18 protein-coding genes are annotated in these 24339 nt (G+C 36.3%); 1 reads left to right on the top strand and 17 read right to left on the bottom strand.

The annotated features are described in order from the left end of the window. Positions 1–304: 304 nt before the first annotated feature. The gene (locus tag HAV12_RS01805) at positions 305–775 is read right to left on the bottom strand and encodes a regulatory protein RecX (protein WP_171568219.1); all 471 of its coding nucleotides are present in this window, start codon (positions 773–775) and stop codon (positions 305–307) included. 321 nt (positions 776–1096) lie between these two features. On the opposite strand from HAV12_RS01805, the gene HAV12_RS01800 reads away from it, so the two are divergent. Continuing rightward, positions 1097–5161 carry a T9SS sorting signal type C domain-containing protein gene (locus tag HAV12_RS01800; RefSeq protein WP_171568218.1) on the top strand — a complete coding sequence of 1355 codons (4065 nt, stop codon included), beginning with the start codon at positions 1097–1099 and terminating at the stop codon, positions 5159–5161. 78 nt (positions 5162–5239) lie between these two features. Here HAV12_RS01800 and HAV12_RS01795 read toward each other — a convergent pair whose 3' ends face one another. The 16 genes from HAV12_RS01795 to HAV12_RS01720 form a co-directional block, all read right to left on the bottom strand. Continuing rightward, positions 5240–6409, bottom strand: a complete 1170-nt coding sequence (locus HAV12_RS01795; RefSeq protein ID WP_171568217.1) for a beta-ketoacyl synthase N-terminal-like domain-containing protein — start codon at positions 6407–6409, stop codon at positions 5240–5242. 65 nt (positions 6410–6474) lie between these two features. Further along, complete coding sequence (gene bioA / locus HAV12_RS01790) at positions 6475–7746, bottom strand: adenosylmethionine--8-amino-7-oxononanoate transaminase (protein WP_171568216.1); 1272 nt, start codon at positions 7744–7746, stop codon at positions 6475–6477. Next, positions 7743–8399, bottom strand: coding sequence for a dethiobiotin synthase (bioD, locus tag HAV12_RS01785; protein WP_171568215.1), 657 nt, complete (start codon positions 8397–8399; stop codon positions 7743–7745). Before bioD ends, bioA begins: the two co-directional genes overlap by 4 nt. Positions 8400–8472: 73 nt before the next feature. Continuing rightward, complete coding sequence (locus tag HAV12_RS01780; RefSeq protein WP_171568214.1) at positions 8473–9087, bottom strand: hypothetical protein; 615 nt, start codon at positions 9085–9087, stop codon at positions 8473–8475. Next, entirely contained in the window at positions 9077–9577 is a 501-nt protein-coding gene (locus HAV12_RS01775; RefSeq protein ID WP_197984822.1) for an RNA polymerase sigma factor, read from the bottom strand. The genes HAV12_RS01780 and HAV12_RS01775 overlap by 11 nt, the downstream gene beginning before the upstream one ends. Positions 9578–9581: 4 nt before the next feature. Further along, the gene (locus HAV12_RS01770) at positions 9582–10445 is read right to left on the bottom strand and encodes a TraB/GumN family protein (RefSeq protein ID WP_171568213.1); all 864 of its coding nucleotides are present in this window, start codon (positions 10443–10445) and stop codon (positions 9582–9584) included. 359 nt (positions 10446–10804) lie between these two features. Further along, the gene (locus HAV12_RS01765; RefSeq protein ID WP_240345219.1) at positions 10805–11206 is read right to left on the bottom strand and encodes a putative signal transducing protein; all 402 of its coding nucleotides are present in this window, start codon (positions 11204–11206) and stop codon (positions 10805–10807) included. Positions 11207–11208: 2 nt separating this feature from the next. Then, positions 11209–12345, bottom strand: a complete 1137-nt coding sequence (locus HAV12_RS01760) for a pyridoxal phosphate-dependent aminotransferase family protein (protein ID WP_171568212.1) — start codon at positions 12343–12345, stop codon at positions 11209–11211. A 304-nt stretch (positions 12346–12649) separates the two neighbouring features. Further along, positions 12650–13060, bottom strand: coding sequence for an NAD(P)-dependent oxidoreductase (locus tag HAV12_RS01755; RefSeq protein WP_240345218.1), 411 nt, complete (start codon positions 13058–13060; stop codon positions 12650–12652). A gap of 184 nt (positions 13061–13244) precedes the next feature. Then, on the bottom strand, positions 13245–13526 hold the full coding sequence (locus HAV12_RS01750) for a F0F1 ATP synthase subunit epsilon (RefSeq protein ID WP_171568211.1): 282 nt from the start codon (positions 13524–13526) through the stop codon (positions 13245–13247). Between the two features lie 91 nt (positions 13527–13617). Continuing rightward, positions 13618–15129, bottom strand: a complete 1512-nt coding sequence (atpD, locus tag HAV12_RS01745; RefSeq protein WP_089481317.1) for a F0F1 ATP synthase subunit beta — start codon at positions 15127–15129, stop codon at positions 13618–13620. A gap of 232 nt (positions 15130–15361) precedes the next feature. Then, on the bottom strand, positions 15362–16936 hold the full coding sequence (locus HAV12_RS01740) for a G-D-S-L family lipolytic protein (RefSeq protein WP_171568210.1): 1575 nt from the start codon (positions 16934–16936) through the stop codon (positions 15362–15364). A gap of 86 nt (positions 16937–17022) precedes the next feature. Then, positions 17023–19839, bottom strand: a complete 2817-nt coding sequence (locus HAV12_RS01735) for a carboxypeptidase-like regulatory domain-containing protein (RefSeq protein WP_171568209.1) — start codon at positions 19837–19839, stop codon at positions 17023–17025. A 376-nt stretch (positions 19840–20215) separates the two neighbouring features. Continuing rightward, complete coding sequence (locus HAV12_RS01730; RefSeq protein WP_240345217.1) at positions 20216–20716, bottom strand: hypothetical protein; 501 nt, start codon at positions 20714–20716, stop codon at positions 20216–20218. A gap of 147 nt (positions 20717–20863) precedes the next feature. After that, positions 20864–22714 (bottom strand): glutamine--fructose-6-phosphate transaminase (isomerizing), encoded by a 1851-nt coding sequence (gene glmS / locus HAV12_RS01725; RefSeq protein WP_171568207.1) that lies wholly within the window; start codon positions 22712–22714, stop codon positions 20864–20866. 9 nt (positions 22715–22723) lie between these two features. Further along, positions 22724–24325: a DUF4270 domain-containing protein gene (locus tag HAV12_RS01720; protein WP_171568206.1), complete on the bottom strand. Its 1602-nt coding sequence runs from the start codon at positions 24323–24325 to the stop codon at positions 22724–22726. Between the last annotated feature and the right edge of the window lie 14 nt (positions 24326–24339).

The following is a 24339-nucleotide window of genomic DNA, read 5'->3' as shown; positions in this document are numbered from 1 at the left end:
GGTATTATCGATTAAATGTTAAAAATAATCGACAAACTACATACGGAAAACAGGAGAATTATGTTATTTCTTATAAAACATGAAAATAAAACATAAGAATAATCGCAAATTACAGCTAAAATGGACGGGTTTTTTGAGAATTTAATCGAAAAAACGCGAGTTTAGCTAAATAATTCGCAAGAAAGTAATAATTTATAACTAGCTGTTATTTTGTAATAAATAAGGATTTTAATACAATTGACAATTTGAATACTAAGATTTTACGGAGGGGAAAAATAAGGTATTTTTCTTTTTGAAAAAAAACTCAGACCTGTTCTAATTCTTTGACTTTATCATAAACAAGATTACTTTCGTAACCTCTTCGCAACATATAATCGCAGAATTTTTTTCTTTTTTTGAGTGTGTTTTTTTCAGAAATTGAATTCCAGGATCTTTCAGAAAGTTGCTCAAAAGTTGTTTCATATTCTTCCGGTGAAATTTCTTTCAAAGCGATGGCAATAGTAGTCGAAGAAATTTGTCTGGCTTTTAACTCATTTGTAATTCTGATTCTGCCCCAAAATTTGATACGGTGCTTCCCTCTGGCGAAACTGCACGCAAAACGTGTTTCGTTCAAAAAGTTACTTTCAATGAGCTGAACGACAATAAAATCTATTTCATCTGAAGTCATTTTCAGACTGTATAATTTGGTCACAACTTCGGCATGACACCGTTCCTGATAGGCACAAAAGTGTTCTAGTTTGAGTAAGGCTTCTTTTGGAGTACAAGTTGTATTCATGCGTTTTTTCTTTCTTTTTAACTATTATTGCTAAAAATAGTCATTTTGCTGTTAAAATTTGTCTTAATATTTTATAAATTCTCAGAAAGTCTTTTGCTTAAATGTTGCACATCTGGAGAATTATGATATTTTTGTACGATTAATTTAGCTGTTTAGCAATGGCTAAACAAAATTGCTTAAACGACTGATTTTAAATTTCTTAAAGTAAATTGTAAAAAAATCGCGTAAGTATTTTAGGATGTATAATATATAACCATTCGTATTTTTTTATTCCATTTTAGCATCTAAAAACAAATTTATAATATAAATACCACAACTGATATGATTAAAAAATTACTTTTATTCGTTCGCTTATTGTTTTTGCCCCAATTATCTCTTTTTTCTGTTGATGATTCGCAAAAAAAATTAAGTGTAACTGCAAAGATGTTTTGTTTTGCTTTGCTGTTTTGTGCTTCATTTGCGAATGCGGCAACATATTATTCCGGGATTAATGGCGCACCAACTGATGCTAATAACCGTCTTAACTGGTGGGCTAATCCTGGTGGAACCGGAGCCCATCCTACAAATTTTACAAATGCAGCCGATATTTTTATTGTTCAGACGGGCCATAGCATGGCAACAACTGCAGCCTGGGCAGTATCGGGAAGTTTACAGATTCAAACCGGAGGAACTTTAAGTGTTGCGGGATTTGATATTACTATTTCAGGAACTACTTCTGTAACGGGATCATTAATTCATAGCAACGATTTGGGAGCAAAAACTTATGTTGGTTTAGTCACTATAAATTCAACCGGATTATGGAATAATTCCAGTAATGCCGGAGTTGTTTTTAGAGGAGGAATTACCAATAACGGAACATTTACCAGTGGATCGGGAGTACAGACATTTAACACTAACAATCAGTCACTTATTGGAACTCTTTCTATTCCGAGAGTTACGGTTACAGGAGTATCTCTTACTAACACTAGTGCTAGTACTTTAACTGTTGCAACTGCATTAGCAGGAAATGGTACTTTAGTCAATTCAGGTACTTTAAACATTAGTGCCGCGACAGTAGGAATTACTACACTTACAGCAACAGCAGCAGGGAATACAGTGAATTATAACGGAGCCGCACAAACCATTAAATCAACATCCTATTACAACCTTACTTTTTCAGGTAGTGGTATCAAAACTTTTGGTGCAACAACTGTAGCAACTTCTAATATTATCAATGTAGCCAAAGGTGTTCAGCTTAATCTATCAGGCAACAATAATCATACAGCCAGAGTGTTAATATTGGGAGGTGTTGGTCCGCTTACAAGCACATGGGGAGCACAGGGATCAGGAGCAGCAAATACAACCAATACTTTTTTTACGACCACACTTTATGGCAGAATAATTGTTAGCGGTTCCGGGACTTTCGATCCGGTAATAGACTCCAACTATGCTTCTTATACCAAAGGCGTAAGCGGTAAAGTAAATGCATCCTATGTTGAAAATGCTATACCAACAGTATTGACAGCACCAAACGGTACTGTTTTTATCAATGCCGATTTTGCGAGTTATGGTACTCCGGCAGGTACTGCCCCAAATTTTACAATAGGAACTTGTAATGCTTTTAATAGCAGAACTGTAGCAACAGACGTTTTTTTAGGAAATACTACTGCTACCATTCCTGCAACAAATGCCACTTTTGGTGATCCATGTGTAAGTATAGTAAAACGTTTAAGCGTTGTAGCCACTTATACAGAACCTATTTGTACAGGTACAAGTCCGGGACTTATAACCGGTTCCACTCCTAGCGGAGGTAATGGTTCCTACACGTATTTATGGGAAGTAAGTACTACAAACGCAACTACAGGTTATGCAGCAGCACCTGGAACAAATAACGCAAAAGATTATACGCCGGGAAATCTAACAGCAACCTCATGGTTCAGAAGAACGGTATACTCAGGACTTTATGCCAGTGAGACAATCGTTATTGTTCAGGTTAATACCGCGCCTGTGGCTCCGACAGCAATTGCAAATACAGCATTTTGTGCAGGAAGCGCTACTACTTTAACGGTTAGTGGAGGCAGTAAAGGTGGAAATGGAGGTTATGCACAATGGTATACAGGTTCGTGCGGAGGTACTCTTGTGGGATCAGGTGATTCTATAACAGTAACGCCTACAGCACCTACAACCTATTATGTCAGATATCAAAATGGTTGTACCACAACAGCTTGCTTCTCTAAATTAATAGAAGGTACTGTATCTATTACAGCAGCTTCTGCAACTACACCGGTATGCTATAACGTTTCAGCTCTTCAGACAACACCTTTATCTTATAGTGCTACAACGGGTACACCAACCACATATAGTATTGCGTGGAACTCGACACCAGCCAACAGCTTCGTTGCGGTTCCATACACGACTTTACCTGCAGGCAATATTTCAATTAGTGTTCCGGCAGGAACTAATCCGGGGGTTTACACAGGTAAATTGACAGTAAGAAATGCCGGTACTTGTGTAAGTCTTGAAAATACTTTTACAGTAACCGTAAACCCACAACCATCAGCTCCGATAGTAGGAACAATAACACAGCCTACCTGTGCAGTGCCAACGGGGTCTGTAATTTTAAGCGGATTACCTTCTGCAGGAACATGGACATTAACAAGATCACCAGGTGCTGTTGTAACTACGGGAACAGGAACAGCGATTACAATTGCAGGTCTTGCCGCCAATACCACATATACTTATACAGTTGGAAATGGTACCTGTACTTCTGTAGCCTCAAATAATATTGCTATAAATCAATTGCCGCTATTGGCAACCTGGAATGCAGGATGGACTAATGGTCCGCCAACAAGTAATCAGCCTGTCGTTTTTGCAGGAAATTATACATCAGCAGGAGATTTAACTTTTTGTAGTTGTACTGTAAATTCAGGTGTTGATGTTGTAATTAGCGACGGAAATACTCTTACAGTTACTAATGCCTTAAATGTTACCAGCGGAGGCACGCTGACTTTTGAGAACAACTCAAGTTTAATGCAGGACAGTAATGCAGTCAATACAGGAGAAATTATATACAAACGTGTAAGTTCCATGCGCCTGTCCGATTATGAATATTGGTCTACACCGGTAACACCACAGAAATTATTTGATGTTTCCCCGTTCACTTTAGCCGATAAATATATGGGATACAATGGGGACAACTGGGTTATAACCAGTTCAAACACCAATATGACCGTAGGCAAAGGCTACATCATCCGTGGTCCGCAAACCTATTCCAATACCGTAAGAGCTGATTTTACAGCTTCTTTTAAAGGAATTCCAAACAATGGTAATCTGTCCGGAGAAACAGTCGAAAAAGATAAATTTTACCTGATTGGTAATCCATATCCATCGGCTTTGAGTGCGAATGAATTCCTGAAGGCAAATAGTTTCATAAACGGAACCTTTTATTTCTGGACACACAATACCCCTTTAAACATAACAGTAAGGGATTATTCCTCAGACGACTATGCTGTTTTTAATCTAACAGGCGGAGTTGCAACCGAAGCGGCCCCGAGTGGTGACGATGCCCCTGGAAATAATCCTTTTATTCCACAGGGTCACATTGCTGCCGGGCAATCCTTTTTTGCCAGCACCAACGATGTGGGAACAATTGCCTTTACCAACATAATGAGAGAGGGAGGCGCTAATAACGGTCAGTTTTTTAAGCCGGCAAAAGGGGCAAAAGAAGCCGCGAAAAGCCGCATCTGGCTTAATATCACCAATGAGGGAGGCGCTTTTAAACAAATGCTCGTAGGGTATGTAGAAGGAGCCACAAATGGTATTGACAACAGATACGACGGAGAAACTTTTGATGCCAACCCGTATCTTGATTTTTACAGCGTAAACAACGATCTGAATTATGTCATTCAGGGACGTGCACTTCCTTTTACGGATACCGATATCGTTCCTTTAGGATACCGCAGTACCGTTGAGGGTGATTTTACCATCTCCATACAGCATGCAGAAGGAGATTTAAGCAATCAGGCCGTTTACATCGAAGATAAAACAGCAGGCAAAATTCATAATTTAAAAGACGGTAAATATACCTTTAGTACAAAAATCGGAAGTTTTAACGATCGTCTGGTACTTCGTTATACCGATAAAACATTAGGCACAGGTGATTTTGAAAACAAGGAAAACAACATTTTGGTCAGCATCAAAAACAAAGCAATCAAGGTGAACTCTGCCAAAGAAAACATTAAGGAAGTTACGGTTTATGATATTTCCGGAAAACTGCTTTACAACAAAAAGAAAGTAGGTGCAACAGAATTGCAAATAACAAATCTGCAGTCTGCCAATCAGGTCTTACTGGTAAAAGTTACTTTAGACAATGATCATACGACAACTAAGAAAGTTATATTTCAATAGAACCCAAACACTTCGTTTACTCCATAAAAAAACCCATTCGCCGCGGCAAATGGGTTTTTTATTATAATCTTTACAGATCTAAGCTTTTTCAATTAAGATGCTAACCGCATTACCTCCAAAGCCTACTGCGTTAATCATTATTTTTTGTAATGGTTTTGTTTGCTTTTGCACTTTGGCAAAAGGAACATTGATAAAAGTATTATGCTGCATCATTAAGAGTGCTAATTCTAAGCTTAATATTCCGGAAGCACCAAAAGTGTGCCCAATTTTCCATTTATTGGTAGTCAATAATGGAATTTCAGAACCAAAAACTTTTTCGATAGCACGTAATTCTGTCAAATCTCCTTTAATGGTTCCGGGTGCATGCATTACAATAACATCAATTTCCTCCGGGCTAGTGTGTTGCAGTGCCATTTTCATAGACTTTTGAAAACAATCTGCCTCTGCCGAAATTGAAATATTATGTTCTAAAATTTCAGTTGCATAACCAACACCCGTCACATAGGCTATTGCATTTTCTTTTTCGCCCGCTTCCAGGCAACAAACCGCTGCCCCTTCACCCAAAATCATGGTGTTTTGTGTCTTTTCAAAATCAAAAGCAAGATTCGGCCAGGCTTCTTCGTTCTGATCAATACGCGAATATATTTTTAAAGCTCTCATCTGAGCAATCGTAAAATCTGTCAAGGGAGCCTCGCTTCCACCCACCAAAAACTTATCGGCCATTCCGGACCGCAGCCATGCAACTCCATTTAAAAGCGCGTGGAGTGCCGTAGAACAGGTAATGGAGTGTGAAATTTCAGGTCCAGCACTTTGTAAATCATGTGCAATCCAGGAGGATATATTTCCTAATGTTGTGGTTGGAGAAGCTAAGGTCTGCGCTTTTCCTGTATCGAGATATTCCTTATAATGTTTTTCGAATAAATCAGTGGCACCACGGGAAGAGCCAATATTGATTCCGAAAATAGCTTCTTTATTCCAACCGGCTTTTTCAACTGCTTTTCGTGAAGCCGTTAAAGCAAACAAGACAGAACTGTCCAAAAACTTATATTTGATATCCGATTCCCGAACTTCCGCTACCATTTGCTCTGATTCAACACTTAAAGCTGCTACAGACGTTTCCTGCTGATCTAAAATTTGCTTTGTAAAACAATGTTGATTGTCAAGATATTTTTTCCAGACTTCCTCTGCAGTATTTCCCAAAGGAGAAATAGATGAAAAGGATGTAATAGAGATTTTTTGTAAATTCAAAATAAATAATTTTACCGCAAAGTTCGCAAAAGTTTATGCAAAGTTCACAGGATTTTCAAACTAAATTAAACCATTTCAATGGCTTCTTCTATCGTATCATACACTTTCTGAAGCTGCTCATCAGTCATAATGTACGGAGGTAAAATGTAAACAATATTTCCCACTGGTCTTAAAACCACTCCTTTTTCTATAAAGAAATTATAAAGCTTGTTACGCATCGAACCATAATAACTTTCCTCAGCATCCGATTTAATTTCAACGGCAAAAATTACCCCAAGCGTTCTGGCCGTGATTACTTTTGGATGATTTTCGATCTTTTCCTGAAAAATTAAATGACTTGCATTTATTCTCTGAATGTTATTTTGCATTTCCGCTGTCCGCAACAAATCAATACTTGCCAAAGCAGCTGAGCAACCCGTAGGATTTGCCGTAAAAGTATGCCCGTGAAATAATGCTTTATTGATATCATCATCATAAAAAGCTTCAAAAACATTCTGGGTAAAAGTGGTAATCGCCATTGGAATTGTTCCTCCGGTCAGGGCTTTCGACAAACACATCATATCCGGTTCTTCGGCAACATAATCCATTGCAAAAGTTTTTCCGGTTTTACCAAAACCAGTCATGACTTCATCCGCAATCGTTAAAACCTTATTCTCTTTACAAATCCCGATCAAAGTAGCCAGTGCTTCGGGCTCATACATCACCATTCCCGCTGCTCCCTGCACTAAGGGCTCAAAAATAAATCCGGCACAATTATGACTTTCAATCAACGTTTTCAAGGTCTTAAAACTCAACTCCTCCTGCCCTTTTACAGGAACCGGAATTCTGACCACGTCTATAAACATTCCCTGAAAAGCCTGAGTGTAAAAAGAGATTCCGCTTGCTGCCATCGCCGCAAAAGTATCTCCGTGAAAAGCATTTTCGAAAGCAATTATCGTGGTTCTTTTTTCATTTTTATTGAAGAAATACTGCAGTGCCACTTTTATGGCTACTTCTACAGCTGTTGAACCATTATCCGAAAAGAAGATTTTCTGCTGATTTTTGGGCAAAATTTCCATCAGTTTTTCGGCTACTTTTATTGCCGGTTCATGTGTGAAGCCTCCAAACAAAACATGTTCCAGAGTGGTTAATTGTTTGTAAATCGCATCGGCGATAATTTTATTACTATGCCCAAACGGATTTACCCACCAGGAAGCAATTGCGTCGATATACTCTTTGTTATTCTCGTCCCAAAGCAAAGCGCCTTCTCCTCTTGTGATTGCAATTGGCGTTTGTGCTGTTTTATGCTGTGTATAAGGATGCCATAAATACTGGCTGTCTTTTTCTGATAATGTCATCTGATGTAATATTGTAGATTTCTGATTTTAGATTTCTCTAACGACAACAAATTATGTCGAAATAATTCAGCGTACTCCCGAATTACATTTTGATCAAAATAAGGTTCTTCATCGATTCTGCCGATGCATTTTATTCCCGTTTTATTTAAAATCAAATCCTCGGTAGATTTGTTTTCGCTTCCGCTAAAGATAATTCCGGAGACTTCAAAACCTCTGTTTTTAATCGCTTCAACAGTTAACAAGGTGTGATTGATACTTCCTAAATAATGTCTGGAAACTACAATTATCTTATAATCGGGTTGAATCAGATCTATAATAGAATGCGTTTGATTTAGCGGAACAAAAATTCCTCCGGCCCCTTCAATAACCAAATGATTATCCGTTTTTGGCTCTTTTATTTGTTCTAAATCGATTGTAATTCCGTCAATCTCCGCTGCCAGATGAGGACTTGCGGGCGTATTCAATTTATAACTGTTCTCAAAAATCTGCGTTTTTGTATTTGATATTTTAGATTTGATCTTATGACTGTCGGAATGATCCAAATCTCCGGCCTGAATCGGTTTCCAATAGTCGGCTTCTAAAGCTTCTACAAGTATTGCAGAAGAAATCGTTTTACCAACGTCGGTTGAAATTCCTGTAATAAATAATTTCATTTTGTTGTTTTTAATGGGATACAAAAATACCAATAAAAACAACAAACCCATCAATTACGATGGGTTGTATTTATTATTCTTCTTTTAATTCGTCAATAACAGCCTTGATTTCTCTGGCAAATTTCCCATAAAACCTATGAACCCACCATTCCAGCGAAATGCCCATAAAAAGCATGGCAAAAACTACAATTGAAGAAATACCTGCTATTTGAAAATTAGTTAGCTCTTTTGCAAAAAAACCTGGAATCTTAGAAAATTCATAATAGCCAAACCCAATCAAAAATAGAATTAGAAAAGGCGTTAAAGCAAATCCAAAAGTTTTATACAATTCCATATTAAGCCTGATATCAAAATAAGTCTCGTACAAATTGTCTTTTGTTTTTAAGGTCACGGTATTCAGTCTTTTATAAAACAAGTAAAGCTTTACTAAATAATAAATACATACTGCTGTAAAAAGGCTGAACAGCAAGTAATACAGAACAGTCATTTTTGCCGGAAAACTGTATATAAGAGGAATAAACCCCATAAAAACAATTGATATAATCTGGTAAATAAATTCGTTCTTCAGATTCTTTTTAATTTTATCCAAAGGCGTGTTTGCCGATTGTATTTTTTCTAAATTATTCGGAAGAACGATATTTTCACCTTTTTCGTTATTCCATGCGTTTTGTATATCGTTAAAATCCATATCCCTGATTTTTTATTATTTCTTTTAATTTTTCTTTCGCCCTGTTTAATTTCACTCTGGCATTTCCTTCACTAATCCCTAAATTATCCCCTATCTCCTTGTGAGAGAATCCTTCTAACTGATAGAAAATGATAGCTTTGTCTATCTTGCCTAATTTCTGAACTGCTTTATAAAAATGATCAATCTGACTTTCCTTTATATGCGAGTCGCCTTCATCATCTTTGATATTCTCTGAGGCAATTTCGTATTTGTCTACTTTCCGTTTTTCTTTTTTCAGGAATACGATCGCAGTATTGACTGCCACACGATACATCCAGGTTGAAAATTGGCTTTCGTTTCTAAAGGATTCATACGATTTCCAAAGCTGACAGACAATTTCCTGAAACAGATCCTGCTGATCATCCTGATTATTCATGTACATTTTAGAAACTTTGTACAAGATTCCTTTATGACTTTCTATCCGGTTTAAAAATTCTTTCTCTTTCAAAATAGTTCTAGTTCATTACTGGTTTTACAGTATATCCTGCTTTTCTAAGTAAATTAATTATTCCTTCTTCACCAGCCAAATGCGCCGCTCCTACTGCCACAAACAGGTTTTCCTTTTTCATCATTTCCGGCAAAAGTTTAACCCAATTCTGATTTCTTTCGTCAAGCATGTATTTTTTAGCCTTCGCATTCATCAAACTCTCAGAAGTTGAAATCTTGTATAGTTCTTCTAAATTTTCCTTTTTATAATTCGCAACCAACAGCTTTGTTTCTTCCACATCTGACTCTTCCAACATTGCTAGCATTTCATCATCAGCATAAGCATTTTCAAAACTTTTAAACTGCGATTTAACCGTTTCCAGTCCATCAACTTTCAGGTTTCTTTTCTTAGCGCTTTCGATAAACTCCATTTCGTAAAGTTTGAGATCATTGCAACCAAAAGATTTCATCGAAATCAAACTCATCACGGTCATTAGACTAAAAGCATCTACTTGCTGAACGCTCATTCCGGATGTCTTTTTCAAAATTGCATCTAATTTAGACAATTGTTCCGGATTTAATCTTTTACTTAACGGTTCTTTGCCCATTGCCATTTGCTGCATATCAGTCATTTCTTTAGGATCCGAAAAATTAATTTCCAAAACTAATTCCGATGAAGCGTCAAATGCTTTTTTTGTTTTTTCGGATAGAAAATAATCCGCTCCGCAAATCATATGAACCGTTCCGTACAAATAAGAAGGTTTTGTTAATCCATTCCCTGAGACTTCCCACAAAAGGGAATTTTCTAATTTAGGAGAACCCGTTTGGGCATTGATTGCGCCATTAAAAACAAATAATATTACTGCTACTGCTGATTTGAATACATTTTTCATTTTGTTGATTGATTTAAATTGATTGAATGATTGAAAACTCCTTTTTTAATTACGTTTCTTATTTCTCTGCCAGGAAGCAAAAGAAGCAATACACAAAAATGCCATTTGAACAAGAAATCCCAGATTAGGTTTGTTTAATAAAAACTGGTTTACAAAAGCATACCCGAATCCAGCTGAAGTAAGAATGATAAAAATGAAATTGAAGCTATTTTGTTTTGATATAGTGGATTGCGTTTTCATAATGGTTTAGTTATTTTGATTACGACTCGTAAGTAATCAAAGAACCAAAACGTTACAAAAAAATTTCAACTTTTTTTGAAAAGTGAGTAAACATGGGATTTAAAAGAATAAAATTTCTTTTAAAACTCAACTTTGCAATTATCGCATTTATATCTGTACTTTGAATAAAAAGGAATCAAAACAAAAAGCAATGAAAAAATAAATGCAAAAAGTGTTTTTGCATCTTTTAATGAAGTTATCATTCTAACTTGTCCGACTCCACAATCCGGACATTTAATTAATTTATTATTTTCATCTACAGAATACTCACTAATAGATGAAAGAATTTCATTTGCCTTTTCGAAATCCTCCGTTTTAACAAAAAGCTTAACTCCTCCAACCGCATTACTCCAAAAGGGACTTGAATCAACAGTAAAGCTATCCCTCAAATAAACTTCAATACCCTCTGATTCAAGTTTTCCGCTGAATATCTGAGCTTCTGACGAATATTGGTATCTTCTGACTAACTTAAATTCTTCCATAATTAAAATACGAAATCTCCTAGTAAATTTAAAACCTGATTAATTTCTTCTTGTGAATTATAACTATGAATACAAAAACGAAGTCGTTCCTGTCCTTCCGGAACTGTTGGTGAAAGTATCGGTTTTACATCAAAACCTTTATCCTGTAATTGCCCGGCCAATTGTTTTACATTTTTATTTCCCGGAACAATTGCTGATTGAATGGCCGATTTGCTTCTGACAAACATGGGCTTTAAGCCCAATAAATTCTTTTGCTGATTAAAAAACACAATGTTCTGACGTAATTTTTCGATTGTTTCCATTTCAGTTTCCAAATGCTGATAAGCGGTTAAAATGGTTGAAACGGAGTGCGGAGATAATCCCGTAGTGTAAATAAAGCTTCTGGCAAAGTTCACCAGATATTCTTTTAGGGCTGAACTTCCCAAAATTGCAGCGCCATGACAACCCAGACCTTTTCCGAACGTCATGATACGTGCAAAAATGCGGTCCTGCAATTGTAAATACTGCATTAGCCCTTCGCCTTTTTCTCCAAAAACACCTAAAGTATGTGCCTCATCTACCACCAGGAAACAATTGTACTTTTCAGATAACGTCACCAATTCTTCTAAATTTGGACTGTCGCCATCCATAGAGAAAACAGTTTCGGTGACAATATAGATTGTGGTATCGGGAAATTTCAGAATAAGACGTTCTAAATCATCAAAATCATTGTGATTGAATTTGTATGATTTAGCATTCGACATTACAATCCCATCACGAATAGAAGCGTGACTCAGTTCATCGTAAAGAATAACATCATTTCTTTGCGGTACAGCGCTAAAAAAACCCACATTGGCATCGTAACCCGAATTAAAAATTAAAGCCGATTCTGAGCCATGAAACTGCGCAATAAACAATTCGGCAATTTGATAGAGCGAATGATTACCGGAAATTAATCGTGAACCTGTTGCCCCATTCTGAATGATGTCATTTTCTATTAAATAATGATGTGCCTGCTTAAAAACAAATTCCGATTTTGAAAACCCAATATAATCATTAGAAGAAAAATCAACAAGATTATTAAAACTTGGCAATTGTCTCAACGAATTGTTTTGCTTTCTATTTTCAAGTTTTTGGGTAAGGTTTTCGGGTAATTTCATAAAAGCAAAGTTATGAAAATGATCTCAATATTAAATGAAACGGCGGATTTGATATCATCCGCCGTTACTTTTCTAATTTTTAAACACCACTTATAAAAGGCGATTTTCGAAAAAAATCAGACTACATCATTTCCTTAATCATAAAGTCAGCAATGTCAAGGGCACTAATTTTTTCTCCCAAGCAATCCTCCATGCTTATTGACAAATTAGAACTGAGATCCGTAAATTCAATAAACGGAACCCTGACTAATGTCCAGTCAACAGCACTATGAGTCAAAAGATCATACGCAGATTGCCGGTCTTTTTAAATTTCAGGATAATTGGTTTTCATCCAGTTCGTTGCCAAAGTTGTTTTTTCGCCTTTCTTATCGAAGGGAGTATCAATATTAAGCCCTGCCAACAAAACATATCTTTTGATGCTATATTCCTTCATCGCTTTCAATATATTACTGGTTGCCCGACTTGCCACCATTGGCTCTCCAGGGCGCTGGCCAATAGTACTGATTACAGCCTGGCATCCTGCGAGCAATAGACGAATAGTATTCTCATCGACTGCATCTCCTTTGATAATTTCGATTTGTGAATTTTGAATTGTAAAGTCTTCAGGAGTTCTTAGTAAAATTTTTACACTAAATCCTTGTTTCAACAACTGGTTTACAAGATATTTTCCAGTTCTTCCTCCACCGCCTAAAACGGCAATTTTTATATTTTTCATAGATACTCTTTATAAAATTTGACATAGGTTTATACGCTTCATCGGCTGACAAAACGTAATAATAAAAGCTTACTGAGCTTTTATAGCTGAATCAATATTTTTATAAAGAGATTTTAATAGTTTAAAAGTATAAAAAAAGCCATTCGCTTTCGCGAATGGCTTTTAAAATTTATTTCAAATTATTTTAGTCTGCTAAAACAATTATCTTATTGTCTTTCATTTCGATAGTACCTGACACAATCTCTAAAGTATAAGTCTGGTCATTTACTTTCGTGAATTTACCCGCTACTTCTTTAGAAAAATTGAAGCTTGGAGCCACAATTTTAATAGTTCCTTTTTCTAAAATAGAAACAATAGGAGCGTGATGATTCAATATTTGAAAGCTTCCATCAACTCCGGGCAATGTAACCGAAGTTACTTCTCCTGAAAATAATTTTGCTTCTGGTGATACTATTTCTAAAATCATAATTTTTGAGTTATGAGTTATGAGTTATGAGTTATAAGTTAGGTAAAGCTTTGCTAAACTCATAACTCATAACTCATAACTCAAAACTATATTAAGCTTCCGCCAACATTTTTTCTCCAGCTTCGATCGCATCCTGAATAGAACCTTTCAAGTTGAAAGCTGCTTCCGGAAGGTGATCTAACTCACCATCAATGATCATGTTGAATCCTTTGATCGTATCTTTAATATCAACCAAAACTCCAGGGATACCTGTAAATTGTTCCGCTACGTGGAAAGGCTGAGATAAGAAACGTTGTACACGACGTGCTCTTGATACAGAAAGTTTATCTTCTTCAGATAATTCTTCCATACCCAGAATCGCGATGATATCCTGCAATTGTTTGTATTTTTGAAGAATCTCTTTTACTCTTTGTGCACAGTCATAATGCTCAGCTCCTAAAATTTGAGGAGTCAAAATTCTTGAAGTAGAATCTAACGGGTCAACCGCAGGATAAATACCTAGCTCAGCAATTTTACGAGACAATACTGTTGTTGCATCTAAGTGGGCAAAAGTTGTAGCCGGCGCCGGATCCGTTAAATCATCCGCAGGAACGTAAACCGCCTGTACAGATGTAATAGATCCTTTGTTTGTAGAAGTAATACGCTCTTGCATAGCTCCCATCTCTGTTGCCAAAGTTGGTTGGTATCCTACTGCAGAAGGCATACGTCCTAAAAGTGCTGATACCTCAGAACCTGCTTGTGTAAAACGGAAGATGTTATCAACGAAAAACAATACGTCTTTACCCTGATCAGTTCCGGCTCCGTCACGGAAATATTCCGCGATAGATAATCCTGAAAGTGCCACACGCGCACGAGCTCCAGGAGGCTCATTCATTTGTCCGAAAACGAAAGTAGCTTTAGACTCTCTCATTCCTGGCATATCTACTTTAGATAAATCCCATCCTCCATTTTCCATAGAGTGCATGAAATCATCACCGTATTTAATAATTCCTGACTCTAACATCTCACGAAGCAAGTCATTTCCTTCACGCGTTCTTTCCCCTACTCCTGCGAATACAGAAAGTCCACCGTGACCTTTTGCGATATTGTTGATCAACTCCTGAATCAATACTGTTTTACCAACACCGGCACCACCAAACAATCCAATTTTACCCCCTTTTGCGTAAGGCTCAATCAAATCGATTACTTTAATACCTGTAAATAAAACTTCTGATGAAGTTGATAAATCTTCAAATTTAGGTGCTTGTCTGTGAATAGACAAACCGTTTTCACCTGTTTTTGGCAAGTTACCTAAACCATCAATTGCATCTCCAATTACATTGAATAATCTTCCATATACATCTGGACCGATTGGCATTTGGATTGGGTTACCCGTTCCAACTACTTCATATCCTCTTGACAAACCGTCTGTAGAGTCCATAGAGATAGTACGAACAGTGTTTTCACCAATGTGAGATTGTACTTCTAGAACTAACAACGTTCCGTCTTTTTTAGTGATTTCTAGTGAATCATAAATTTTTGGAAGTTCAACATCCTTACCGTTGAAAACTACGTCAACTACTGGTCCAATGATTTGAGCAACTTTTCCTATTACTTTTGACATTACTTATGTATTTATTAAATAGCTATTTAGGTTTATCGAAAATACCTCTTTTTTCAGAGCGCAAAGATAATTTTTTAAAATATAAAATCAATATTTTTTTTAGAAAAAATACTATGTTTTTGTTTGATTCCTAAAACTCAGGTCCCAAATATCTAAAATGGTAATTTTTTAGTTAAATAAAAAAGCCACTGCATTTTATAAACGAGTGGCTTTCTCACTAAAAAAAATATCTTTATGGAAGGACTGCAGGATATTGGCCTGGATATGCAGCCAAATCAACACGGCGTAATGTAGAACCGTATTTTGCATTGATGGCATCAATAAAAATATTGGCAATTAAACCATATCCCCTTGCACTTGGATGAATTCCATCCAGAGAAAAAGCCCCACCTGTAACATACGCTGATGTTAAACTAAAATTTCCAAATTTAATTCCGCCGCTGGCCAATTGCGTTAAAACTGCTCTTGTATCAACAAACGCCAGACCTTTTTCGGTGGCAATTGCTGAAATTGTTGCATTATAAGCATCTGTTGCTTTTTTAATTTCTGCAATTTCTGTCGGAATCAACACATGCTTATCCTGTAATGGATATGTTACCCCAAATTTATTTAACGGAGCAGGCGGCGCAATTCCAAGACCGGAATCCGTAGCACTAGGCGCGGCACCAATAGCTGTCCTGGTAGGCAAAACCACTAAATCTGTTGTTTTGGCCTGTCTGGCCTGACCAAATACTGCCCCATAAAAAGCTGCGGTCTGCGCCCCTAATGTTGGCGTAAAAGCTGCAGTTAGCTGCGGTGCCAAGTTAGTCAGGGTCTCATCTTTTAACATTACCGGGTTTGCAGCAGTTTCAGACAATAAGCTAATCCTGTCACCTGCCCCAAAAGCAGTCAGAGCTTGTTTTAACGGACCATATAATTGCGCGTTTAATGCCTGAATGGTTGCTTTTCCAACCGCTTCATTATTCGAGCCAAGAGATTTAGCTGTAAGTGGATTGTATGGAACAGTAGTAAAATAGGGCAAAGCTGTAATATATGGCAGATTTGCTACCACCCCTTTCGCTCCATTAGCGGTTAAAGCTGTTGCCATAGAAGAATATACACTTGCAAAAACAGTTGGATCAGTAATATCGTTACTACCGTAAGTTGCCGGATTAGGATTCCCTGTCTGATCTTTTCCGATTCCTCCGGAAGTTGCATAACTCAAGACATCATTTCCTCCAATAAACAAGGAAAAAAATGTTGGCTTTTGAATCAATGCATCTGCCAAAACTGAAGTGCTAGGTGAACTTGCGAATCGAACAAAATAAGGGTTAGCTGCACCAATAGATAAACCTGCAGGATTACCGTATCCGTTAGCTACGAGATGAAAACTTTTAGCTCCCGGAACTCCTAAATTATTAAACGTACCGGAAAGATGCGCCATAACTTCGGTAGTTGGTACACCAGATACAGGAACCGGTGCTGTTCCGTTAAAATATAAACGAGGTCCAAATGATGGATTTACCTGACCTCCAAATAACAATCCTCCAATATTATCATTTGCATACGGTATTGTAAAGGCACCACCGCCTGCGGCAGCAAATTGCTGAGACAATATATTTGCGTAACCGTTCTCCTGTCCTTTTTTAAATAATGAATTATCACTATATCCGGCAGCAAAAGAGTCACCAAGGGCAATATACTTTGTAAAAACCGCTGAGCCGGGGGTTACAGGAACTTCTTCCTGAGTATTATCATTATCGTCATTATTACAAGCCGCCATAAAGGTCAAAGAAACCAATAATAGCCATTTTATATTTTTTTTCATGTTATTAACTTTTAAATTATTAGCCCTTTCTAGCTTATTAAGAACTAAAAAGAAAGAAAATCTTTTTAATCAAATGATTATTTCATTTAAGGATTAATTATCCATGAAGCAAACCACATCTGACCAATCATACCTGCACCAACTACCTGAAGATAATCTTTTCCGAAAAGATTTGTTGCTCCAACTTTAATAACAGATTTCAATTTTGGAATACCATAATTAATCTGGGCATCAAGAACTGTATTTTCCGGAATCATACCATCTCCAAAAGAAGACTGCCATAAATATTCTGTATTCCATCTTACATTAACATTAAAACCTAAATTCTTAGCCACTTTAGCATTCCCAAAAGAACCTTTAATCCTATGTTTCGGGGTATTAAACCCAGCAATAAAACTCGGATCTTCTGATTGGTCAAAATCAAATTGGGAATAATTATAATTAACACCTAATTCAAAGTCTTTATACACTTTTTTAGACAAACCAACTCCAAAACCCAACGAAGTAATCTGAGCACTTGTATTGGTATAAACCTGATACACTCTTCTGTCTCCAAAAGCCAAAGCTGAATAACTCAGTAGAACACCTGGATCTGCAGGATTAGTCCCCACTGTTCCATAATAAGGCGTAATTACCCTCGAAGTATTCATAAAATCATTATAAATGTTGTAATATCCATTAATATCTATCGACAAATCATTTTGAACCACTGTACGGTACCCTGCTTCAAAAGCCTGTACTTGTTCTGGTTTTACCAATTTAGGATTTGCAACTTTAAGATCACCAGGATTTGAAGATGCTGCGAATGCCTGAACAGAAGCTAATGTATAAGAGTTTTCATAAGCACTGCGCCCTGATAAGTTAACCGTTGGCCCTATATTTGCATTTGGTATACCCTGACCAGCAAGACTAACAGGCTGAGTTTCCTGAAAACGATCTAAATTATCTGCTGCAGAACCAATTAATGCAAAAGGCCCTAAATCTAAACCAATATATTGATCCTGAGTAGTTGGGTTACGGAAACCTGTTTGATAGGATACTCTGAAATTATGTCTTTTTGATTCACCTGCAGAATACACAAAAGAAATTCTTGGCGAAACATTCCCGTCAAAATTCTGACTTTTATCGTAGCGTACAGATCCTGTAAATTTCAATCTGTCATCCATCCATTTTTTTTGCAATTGTGCGTAAGCTCCATATTCTCTGTAATCTATCGGACCATCATAATCCGTAAAGATTGTTCCTTCTGAATCCATGATATATTTTCTCCAGGATCCACCAATCTGAATTTCGGCAAATTTGATAAGATCTCTGAAATTATAATTTATATCTGAATGATATAGCTTTGAATGATCAATAAATTTAGCCCCCTGAGTTAAGTCAGCATTTGAAGTAACAGTTGCAAGCGCATTATTGAATTGTACAGAACCCGGCTCAAATCTGGCGGATCTTGGAGCGCCCGGATTAAGTGGATCAGTATTTGGTACTAATGGCAGATTTGGTGAAACATTATAATCAGCAAAATTTCTTGCATAATTTGCAGCGTCATTTGAATTAAGACCAAGTACTGCAGAAGACAATTGAAAAGCTGTTCCGTAATCTGTAAACCAGTTTTTATCAGATTTTGCTAATCTATTAATATTCCATCCGGCAAATCTCATATCATAAGAATCTCCCGCATCTTCACTTGTAAAATAAACCCTTCCAAAAAAGTTTTTCCCTTTTATCTCAAACTTACCCTGTTGCATCAGGAAGTCTTTTAAGGCATATCTGTTTGCTCCCTGATAAATCGTACTTCCCGTACCAATTTTATATTGTAATATGATTTCTGTATCATCTGCCCAAGGTTTAAAATGAGCACTAAAATCGGCCTTCATACTTTTAACTTTATTGTCCGTTAGATCCTGCTCACGATATCCGGTTCTGCTAACCTGTCCAACATTGGGAATAAAAGTAGTTACCTCATCTCCATATATATTTAACCCATCATAATTTTGATTCATTTGATGCCCAACAGAACCACCAGTCATACTTCTGGTATCTGCTGCAATCCATTCAGAAGCTTCCATATAGGTGAAATTTGCTTTTAATGCAAAATGCTTCGTAAATGCCTTTGCTGCTCTGATCCCAAAATCATTATAATCGTTTGTTCCAGCAGCATCCTGACTTGTTTGTCCATATTTATAATAAACACTTATTCCTTCATCATTAAAAGGACTCTTACTTGTCATAAACATGATACCATTAAAAGCATTAGCTCCATATAGTGCAGAAGATGCCCCAGGCAAAAGCTCTACACTTGCCACATCAATATCAGAAATACCAATTAAATTACCTAATACAAAGTTTAAGGCCGGTGACGAATTATCCATTCCGTCGACTAACTGCATAAAACGAGTATTGGCTACTGTAGCAAAACCACGCGTATTTATTGATTTAAAAGAGATACTACTTGTATTAAAATTAACCTCTTTCAAATTCTCTAATCCATCATAAAAAGTGGCTGCAGTTGTATTCTTTATTTCCTGAATTCCCATTCTTTCAATCGTAACAGGGGATTCTATTACACGTTCAGGAGTTCTGGAAGCCGAAACAACAATTTCATCTAATTTAGTTTCTTCATCTTTCAAAACGACATCAACTTTTTGAGTTAGTGATGTAACGTTAATCGTTTTAGTCTCAAAACCCACAGCCGATACCTTAATAGAAAAAGGCGGTTTGGCAGAAGTGCTCAGTTTAAAAGTACCATCAAAATCAGTAGAAGCTCCCGTTGAACTTCCCACAACATTAACATTGGCACCCGGAATAGATTGTTTGTTACTATCGGTAACAGAACCAGTAATTGTATTCTGCGCAAAGGAAATTCCGCAGAAAAACAACATAATTAGCAAATAGACTCTCATTTGGTTGGTTTTTTTGTTAGTTTATCCTACCAAAATACAAATAATTTTAATATGTATAAAAAAACGTTAAATAAAATTCACATTTACCATGTTTTTAAGTTATATTTTAACTATTCCTCAATGAGTTTTATTAAATTAAAATCAAATATCAAACCTTCCCTATCTCAATTACTATGCATACATATTATTTTTGAAGGAAAAATTGCGGATTTACTAAAAATACAGGGCTAAGAAAAAAAATCTGATAATAAAAAAAAGCGAGACCTAAATCTCACTTTTTTAACATTGTTGCAACTCATCTATTTACTTATTGGAGACAATACACAATACCAATAATTACTCTTTTTTATAAATCATTAAAGACTAATAAATTAGCTTAAAATTCAATTTTAAGACCAATTTGATTAGCACTTGCCACCAAAGTAGTTTTAGGCCCCGGTTTATATTGTTCCGCCAAACCTTCATTATATTTCGCAATAGCTGATTTAATCTTTTTTGGATAACCAATTTTAATAGGAATCGAAGCAATAATCATGGCACCGCCAATAATTGCAGCTGTAAAACTGGTTGGCTTAGACTGAATCGAAGGATTATATCCGTTTCCGGGATAGGTGACTGTAGTGTCATCTTTGGTTAAACCGACAATCAAATTGGCAACCACAAGACCTGTTCCACCATAAAAAAGGACATTCCCCCATGTTTTTTTGTTTCGCCCTGCGTTGTAAAGAGATAATGCTTCCCTGTTACTACTCAAAACGGATCTCACCTGATCGGATGATAATTTGTTCTCTCCTTCATAAACAGTTCCACCACTTCTATAGGTTAATTGCTGCGAAAAACCAGCTATAGTCATTACTAAAAATAATGCCGTAATCATTCCTTTCATCTTTTTACAATTTATTGTTTTAAGCGGCGAAATTAACCATTAAATGAATCCTTACAAGAAAAATGTGAACAAAAAAAACGGTCATAAAAAAAGCGAGACTAAATCTCGCTTTTCTAAAACTATTATATTTTAAATATGTTATTCTACAGTAACCGATTTCGCCAAATTACGTGGCTGATCTACATTACAACCTCTCATTACAGCAATGTGATAAGAAAGCAACTGTAAAGGTATAGTTGTAATTAATGGTGACAATGCATCTGAGGTCTCCGGGATCTCAATTACATAATCGGCTAATTCTCTAACCTGAGTATCACCTTTGGTCACAACAGCGATAATTTTACCGCTTCTTGATTTTATCTCCTGAATGTTACTTACAATTTTATCATAATGACCTTGTTTAGGTGCAATAACAATAACTGGCATGTGTTCATCAATAAGAGCAATCGGACCGTGTTTCATTTCAGCTGCAGGATATCCTTCAGCATGAATATAAGAGATCTCTTTAAGTTTCAGCGCCCCTTCAAGAGCAACCGGGAAATTATAACCACGTCCTAAATACAAACAGTTTGGAGCATCTTTAAAGGCCGCAGCGATTTCTTCTGCTCTGTCATTTGTTTCCAGTGCCTCAGCTACTTTTTCAGGAATTATTTCTAATTCTTGCAAGTATGTGTGATAATCTGTATTTGATAATGTTCCCTTAGCCTTACCTAATCTCAAAGCGATCATTGTTAAGACTGTAATTTGTGTTGTAAATGCTTTTGTTGAAGCTACTCCAATTTCAGGACCTGCGTGGGTGTAAGCACCTGCATGACTTTCTCTTGAAATAGAAGAACCTACGACATTACAAACTCCAAATACAAAGGCTCCATTTTCTTTTGCCAATTTAATAGCTGCCATAGTATCGGCTGTTTCTCCGGATTGAGAAATAGCAATAACTATATCATCTTTATTTATAATTGGATTACGGTACCTGAATTCAGAAGCGTATTCTACTTCTACCGGAATACGTGTAAACTCTTCAAAAATATATTCAGCTACCAAACCTGCATGCCATGAAGTTCCACAGGCAACAATCAGAATTCTTTTAGCATTCAGGAATTTTTCAATATTATCCTCAACACCGGCCATCTGAACGATTCCTTTATTGGCATTAAGTCTTCCTCTGTAAGTATCCTTAATTACACTTGGCTGCTCATATATTTCTTTAAGCATAAAGTGATCATAACCTCCTTTTTCAATCTGCTCCAAATTCATTTGAAGTTCCTGAATATAAGGGTCTACCAAAGAATCATCTTTTATTTTTCTAACTTTTAGAGGCTTGTGCAATCTGATATTTGCCATCTCACCATCTTCCAGGTAAATAGCATTTGAAGTATATTCAATAAAAGGCGAAGCATCAGAAGCAATAAAAAATTCTCCTTCTCCAACACCAATAGCCAAAGGGCTGCCTAATCTTGCAGCAACAATTTCATTTGGATTTTTCTTATCGAATACTGCAATTGCGTATGCGCCTACAACCTGATTTAAAGCAATCTGAACTGCTTTACCTAACTTAATTCCTTCTTTCTTTTGAACTTCTTCGATTAAATTTATCAGTACTTCTGTATCTGTATCAGATTTAAAAGTATATCCTCTTTTAATCAACTCTTCTTTAAGAGGAGCATAATTTTCAATAATTCCATTATGAATAATTACCAGTTCTCCCGAATTCGAAAGATGAGGATGAGAATTCACATCATTCGGAACCCCGTGAGTTGCCCAACGTGTATGACCAATCCCTATAGATCCGTTTATAGTTAAATCATTCTCTGCCTTAGCTTCAAGATCTGAAACTTTTCCTTTTGTCTTACAAAGTTTTATACCTGATTCTGTATCATATAACATGACACCCGCACTATCATATCCTCTGTATTCAAGACGCTTTAATCCCTTTATAATAATGGGATAAGCCTCTCTGTGACCTATATATCCAACAATTCCACACATATATATTTATTAATTTGGTTTCGTGTAGTAAACTTCAAGCTTCAGTCTTTTATTGTCCGGAACTGTAGATTTCCCTCCAAATAATATGGTTCCTAACGGACTCAAAACTGATGCTCTTGGCGCATCTGTAATAACGCTGTTTTTTAATTTTAATTTATTTGAAGCCACCGTGTTTATATCTCCTGAAACAACTAAACCTAATTTAACATTAACTGCTGTAGTGGTTTTTATAATATTTCGAATATGATCTGTTAATCTAATTTTATAAGTTGTACCTCTTTTACTTGTAGCGTCGATATTAATTATACCGCTATAAATCACTTTTCCAAGTGCCGCTCCACTACCGGTTCCGTCTGTCAAATAATCTAAAATAGGAACATTATTGGTTAAATCATACAAATAAACCCTCTTAGATTCGTAAACGCCGGCCATTTTATCGGTATCAATATAAAAAACTAAATTAGCCTCATTAACAAGCCATTTATTATTTCTGATTTCTGTCAGTTTCGAACCAAAAGCATTAAGCTCAATAACAGCAAGTGATCCCTGACCGCCTTTCAAATAAAGAGACTCATCACCATCCGTTTTATTTTGATCTGTAAGCGCAGTTTGATAGGCAGGTGTCTTAACATCATCCAGTAAACTGGCCGTTGTACCTGTTAGGTTAATCACTAAAGTTCTGTCCTCTCTTACTGTCTCTGCATCAGTTGTAATATCAGTTTTAGCTGTATATTTTATAGTAATCTTACCTTTAGAAAAATCCATCACAGCCAAATTACCTGCACTGGATCCTGATTTTTCGACCTTAAAATACAAACCTTTAAAATATTGCTGAAAAACATCGCTTGCAGAAAGCACTGAAGCAGAAGCATTTAATATTTTAGTTTGAAAAAACGTCTTATCCAGATTTAAACGCATTTGCGGAGCAAATCGGGTTGTCGTTTCAACACCCGTTTTTTCGTCTTTAGTTACATCCTTAAGTTCCCCTGGGTTAAAATAAAACTCATCATTCTCTGCTTTAACATTAATATTATTATTCAAACGTTTAATACCATTACCCGGCGTTGGGTTTTCTATTTTAAATTTGTCAAAATCAGCATTTTGATTCGTATAGTATAACTGCGGAAACTGAGATCCATTATCAAAATAAGAACCACGCATCTGAACGCCCGATTCATAAACACTTAACTTAATAAATTTATCTTCGGGCTTACCGTAAACAGAATCCAATACGTATGTAGTATCTCCCTTATCATTTGTACTTATACCATGACTAAAATAAGGTATAGTAAGCTGAACACTTACTACTTGCGGTTCCGCACCAATAGTCGGGGCGTAACTTTCAAGTGAAACCTGAGTCGCAAAACTTGCCGTTCTGGCTCCAAAAACCTTATCATCATAAATACCTAAAGCATTATTTACCAATCCGTTTGACTGAACTGGGGAGATTTCCTGATCGTAAGCCACAACATCATATTTCTCAGGTTCTAATCCGAAATGGTCATCACCAATCAAATTATCACCAATGGCGTTAAAATCTTTGTCACAAGAATATAAAAGAACAACAGTTGCTATTAATAGAATTTTCTTAAAGAAAGAAGTATTATACATGTTTTATAATAATG

The sequence above is a fragment of the Flavobacterium sp. CLA17 genome, assembly GCF_013112255.2.
Taxonomy (GTDB): Bacteria; Bacteroidota; Bacteroidia; order Flavobacteriales; family Flavobacteriaceae; genus Flavobacterium; species Flavobacterium circumlabens.
Note: the sequence above shows the minus strand (reverse complement) of the source record. Positions and strands in the feature narration are given on the sequence as shown.

What these genes read in the sequence shown, in the direction of transcription:
- HAV12_RS01805 (WP_171568219.1), bottom strand. Translation starts at nt 775, where the DNA reads ATGAATACAACTTGTACTCCAAAAGAAGCCTTACTCAAACTAGAACAC.
- HAV12_RS01800 (WP_171568218.1), top strand. Translation starts at nt 1,097, where the DNA reads ATGATTAAAAAATTACTTTTATTCGTTCGCTTATTGTTTTTGCCCCAA.
- bioA (WP_171568216.1), bottom strand. Translation starts at nt 7,746, where the DNA reads ATGACATTATCAGAAAAAGACAGCCAGTATTTATGGCATCCTTATACA.
- bioD (WP_171568215.1), bottom strand. Translation starts at nt 8,399, where the DNA reads ATGAAATTATTTATTACAGGAATTTCAACCGACGTTGGTAAAACGATT.
- HAV12_RS01780 (WP_171568214.1), bottom strand. Translation starts at nt 9,087, where the DNA reads ATGGATTTTAACGATATACAAAACGCATGGAATAACGAAAAAGGTGAA.
- HAV12_RS01770 (WP_171568213.1), bottom strand. Translation starts at nt 10,445, where the DNA reads ATGAAAAATGTATTCAAATCAGCAGTAGCAGTAATATTATTTGTTTTT.
- HAV12_RS01765 (WP_240345219.1), bottom strand. Translation starts at nt 11,206, where the DNA reads ATGGAAGAATTTAAGTTAGTCAGAAGATACCAATATTCGTCAGAAGCT.
- HAV12_RS01760 (WP_171568212.1), bottom strand. Translation starts at nt 12,345, where the DNA reads ATGAAATTACCCGAAAACCTTACCCAAAAACTTGAAAATAGAAAGCAA.
- HAV12_RS01755 (WP_240345218.1), bottom strand. Translation starts at nt 13,060, where the DNA reads ATGAAAAATATAAAAATTGCCGTTTTAGGCGGTGGAGGAAGAACTGGA.
- HAV12_RS01750 (WP_171568211.1), bottom strand. Translation starts at nt 13,526, where the DNA reads ATGATTTTAGAAATAGTATCACCAGAAGCAAAATTATTTTCAGGAGAA.
- atpD (WP_089481317.1), bottom strand. Translation starts at nt 15,129, where the DNA reads ATGTCAAAAGTAATAGGAAAAGTTGCTCAAATCATTGGACCAGTAGTT.
- HAV12_RS01740 (WP_171568210.1), bottom strand. Translation starts at nt 16,936, where the DNA reads ATGAAAAAAAATATAAAATGGCTATTATTGGTTTCTTTGACCTTTATG.
- HAV12_RS01735 (WP_171568209.1), bottom strand. Translation starts at nt 19,839, where the DNA reads ATGAGAGTCTATTTGCTAATTATGTTGTTTTTCTGCGGAATTTCCTTT.
- HAV12_RS01730 (WP_240345217.1), bottom strand. Translation starts at nt 20,716, where the DNA reads ATGATTACGGCATTATTTTTAGTAATGACTATAGCTGGTTTTTCGCAG.
- glmS (WP_171568207.1), bottom strand. Translation starts at nt 22,714, where the DNA reads ATGTGTGGAATTGTTGGATATATAGGTCACAGAGAGGCTTATCCCATT.
- HAV12_RS01720 (WP_171568206.1), bottom strand. Translation starts at nt 24,325, where the DNA reads ATGTATAATACTTCTTTCTTTAAGAAAATTCTATTAATAGCAACTGTT.